3 protein-coding genes and 1 pseudogene are annotated in these 3,791 nt (G+C 66.0%); all 4 read right to left on the bottom strand.

Annotated elements, in window-relative coordinates; translation table 11 throughout:
* Positions 1-1,098 (bottom strand): annotated as a pseudogene (locus AC1DT3_RS14385) (double-strand break repair protein AddB); the annotation flags it as partial.
* Between the two features lie 6 nt (positions 1,099-1,104).
* Positions 1,105-1,830, bottom strand: coding sequence for a nucleotidyltransferase family protein (locus AC1DT3_RS14380; RefSeq protein WP_477465930.1), 726 nt, complete (start codon positions 1,828-1,830; stop codon positions 1,105-1,107).
* A gap of 9 nt (positions 1,831-1,839) precedes the next feature.
* Entirely contained in the window at positions 1,840-3,423 is a 1,584-nt protein-coding gene (tsaE, locus tag AC1DT3_RS14375; protein WP_477465929.1) for a tRNA (adenosine(37)-N6)-threonylcarbamoyltransferase complex ATPase subunit type 1 TsaE, read from the bottom strand.
* 10 nt (positions 3,424-3,433) lie between these two features.
* Positions 3,434-3,791, bottom strand: a 358-nt coding sequence (locus AC1DT3_RS14370) for a sensor histidine kinase (protein ID WP_477465928.1), incomplete at its 5' end; no start/stop codon positions are given.

Raw genomic sequence — 3,791 nt, 5'->3', positions numbered from 1 at the left:
TGCGGCTTCGACGATGGCGAGACCCGCGCAGCCCGCCGTGGTCATGGCCTGACGGATATCTCCGCCCATCGCGACCCACCGATCGGTGGTGTCCGGCGGCCGCAGCGCCTCGGAGAGCATGCGGTTGCGCGCGTCCGCTGCCGCGTCGGGCCGACCGAGAATCGTCACTTCGGAGCGGGCGACGCGCAGATGGCGGTCGACCAGCCGGCGCAACATGGCCTGGGGGTGGCCGTGGATCGGATCGGTTTCGTCGTCACCGACGGTTCCGATGCTGTTCCAACTGTCATCGTCCAGATCCGGGTCGAGGCCCGGCAACACGACGGCCCCGTTCGGCAGGCGTGCGACGGCTGCGATGAGATTGGCGGTCGCAGGAATCGACCCGGTCGACCCGGCGACGATCATGGGCTTCGTCGGCCGGTCGCGCAGAAGTCGCTTGGCCTCGTCCTCCAGAAGCGCGTTGCGGCGCCCGGCCGGATCGCTCGCCTTTCGCTCCTCCAGGATCGCCGGCCAATGCTCGCTGACGATCTGGACGAAGCGGCGGGTGATCTCGAAATGCGCGGAATAATCTCCGTCGACCGCAAGGTTCAGCGCGTTCCAGTCGATTCCCTCGGTGGTGAAGGAATCCATCAGAGCTTCGAGGTCGCCGGCGAGGTTGACGGCGTCCCCGGGGGAAGCCGGCACCATGAAAGGAACGTCCGGCCCTAGATTCAGGAGACTGCGATCGACCCGCGCCGACCAATCCTGCACCAGCCTCGTGAGGACGAGGCGCCTCTCCAGGGGCGTGATGGGCGGTCGCAATGCCGTGTCCGCCAAAGGCAGGCCTTCGAGGCCGGTCACTTCGAATTCGATCTCGTCGGCTTCGCCGAGGGGAATGATCCGCGGCAGCAATTGCGCCTTCGCGCCCCCTCGCTCGGCCAAAAGGGCCACCAATGCCCGCGCGGCGCGGCGGGTCGGCAGGTAGATCGTCAGGTCGGCAAGCGCCGTCGGGCCATCGGCGAGCGGGCCGAGGAGGCGTCCCTCATAAAGGGCATCGACAAGGGTCGGCAAAAAGGGCGAACCGGGAGAGATCGAGAAGACGCGTGCGTCGGACGATGCCATTCAACCTCACCGCGTGCTGGCGGCGAGGCACGCCTCCGCTTCAGCAATGGCCTGGGGTTCGCCAACATGCAGCCATTGGCCGTCGAGTCGCAAGCCGTAGAGGCGGTCCCTTGCGATGGCGCGGTCGTAGAACAGATTGGCCGAGAACGGCCCCTTTGGCGTGTCGGTCACGAGGTCGGGTTTGACGATGGCGACGCCCGCATAGACGAAAGGAACCGTCTCGTCCTTGGAGCGTCGCCGGAGACGACCGCCCTCGTCCATGGCGAAATCGCCGTTGCCCACATAGCCGATGCTCGTGGCGGCATCCGCCAGAAGCATCAGGATGTCCATGCGCGCCGGGTCCCAGGCCGCGACGAGGCGCTTGAGGTTGGGGTTCTGTCCCTCGATCCAGATCGAGTCCGAATTGAAGGTGATGAACGGGCTTTGGCCCAGAAGCGGCAGCGCCTTCTTCACACCGCCACCGGTTTCCAGAACCGCCGCCCGCTCGTCGGAGACCACGATCGCCGGACGAGTGCGGGTCTGCAGATGCGCCTCCAGCATGTCGGCGAAATGGTGCACGTTGACGATCACCGGACCGATACCTGCCTCCGCCAAGCTGTCGAGAGCGAAATCGATCAGCGTCCGCCCGCCGACCTTGACCAGCGGTTTCGGCATGGTTTCGGTGATCGGCAGCATGCGCTTGCCCAACCCGGCGGCGAGAACGATGGCTTTCTGTGGCGAGGAATGCGGCAAGGGCGAAGCTCAGGGCGAGGGTGGTGCATCGTCCGCAACGGGGACGAGCCGGGGGAGATAGGACGCGTACCAGGCCTTGAGGCTGGCGAGGGCGGGATGCGCGAGGTTTCGCGCCAGATACGCTTCTATCCGGGGGAGGTGCTTCAGGTAATGCGGCTTGCCATCGCGCCGATCGAGACGGGCGAAGATGCCGAGGATCTTCGTGGCCCGCTGGGCGCCCATGATGGCGTAAGCGCGCGCAAATCCGGCCACGTCGAAATTCGGGTCGGCCGCCCTGCGCTCCCGCGCGTAGAGGCCGATGAGCTTCAGCTCCATTTCCGGCGGCACCGACACACGGGCATCCTGCAACAGCGACGCCACGTCATAGGCGGGAGAGCCCAAGACGGCATCCTGGAAGTCGATCATGCCGACCCGCTGGAGACCTTCCCGCTCGGGCAGCCAGATCAGGTTCGGCGAATGGTAGTCGCGCAAGACCCAAGTCGACGGGCCGGCGATGACCTCTTGCAGCAAGTCGGACCAAAGGTTGACGAATTCCGCCCGGGCCGATCCGGAGAGTTGGTTGCCCATGATGTGGGGCACATACCAATCCGCCAGCAGCTCGGCCTCGATGAGCAGCGCTTCCTGATCATAGAGCGGGATCGCGTGATCCGACCCTTCCGCAACCGGCAGCACCTGCGGCAGATCGGTTCCGTGCAGTTTGGCGAGAACGCGGGTGGCTTCCGCGTAGCGTTCCAGGATGGGGCCGTTCTCGTCGACGACCGGCTCGCTGCCGAGATCCTCGAGGATCAGCAGGCCGGTCTCGAGATCCTCGCCATAGAGTTGCGGCGCGCTGAATCCAAGCGCGCGCAGGCCCTTGTCCATGGCGACGAAGGCGTGAACCGTCTCGGCAAGCTTGGCAACGGTGGTGTAGGGCTTGCCGCGCCGGACCGGCGGTCCCACAGGCCGCGGCGGCGAGATCATCAGAAGCGAGGTTTCGCCGGTGCTCTTCAAAAGCCGTTCGTAGGACCGGATGACGGAGGCATCGCCCGGCATCGGCAGGCGTGCCGCGCCCGTCCAGCCGCTGCGCTCGACGATGTTCTGGAAGGCGCGCAGCCGCGCCAGCCTCGTCACGAACAGGCCCGTGCCGGTCAGCGAGGCGGTTCTCGCGCCGGTGCCGCCGGGCAGGATATCGAGGCGAATGTCGAGCCGGTCCGGTTTCAGGGCGTCTTCCGCGCGCTCCGGCCATTCCACGAGGGTGATGGCGGTGTCCGTCATCTCGTCCCAACCCAACTCCACCAATTCTTGGGAGCTGTGCAGACGGTAAAAATCCGCATGGGCGACCGACAGGCGCGGATTTTCGTAGACCTGGATCAGGGTGAAGGTCGGGCTCGGCACCTCCATCGCCGGATCGGCGAGCAGCGTGCGGATCAGAGCACGGGCGAGCGTGGTCTTGCCTGCGCCGAGGTCGCCGGACAGCGACACGAGATCACCTGCCCGCAATTCCTCGGCGACGACACGAGCGAGATGCTCCGTTGCAGCCAAGTCGGGCAGCGTCACGATCCATTGGGGCTGCAAACGCTCTTCCTCCATCCTGAGGGCCAATCCTCTCGCCATCTTGTCGATCCTATTCCGCAGCCAGCGGTGGTACCGCATTCTGGCCGGATCGGCCATCCTGCGGGATATCCCGCCGTTCCATCGGGAAGGTGCAGATCACCGTCGTGCCTTCGTCGGGGGCCGAAAGGAGATCGACCCGCCCACCGTGCAATTCGACGAAGGAGCGCACGATGGCGAGGCCAAGGCCGACGCCCCTGTGGCGCGTTCCGAGGGTATGGCTCTCGAAACGTTCGAAAACCTTGGCCTTGACCTCGGCGGGAATACCGCGCCCCTGGTCCTGAACCTCGAACACCACCTCACCGGCGCTCTTGCGCGCGCCGACCCGGATAGTTTGTCCCGGGGCTGAAAACCCGACGGCGTTCGAGAGC

The sequence above is a fragment of the Microvirga sp. P4_G7 genome (assembly GCF_056401005.1).
The sequence above is the reverse complement of the archived record's forward strand: the minus strand, read 5'-3'. Positions and strand labels throughout refer to the sequence as shown.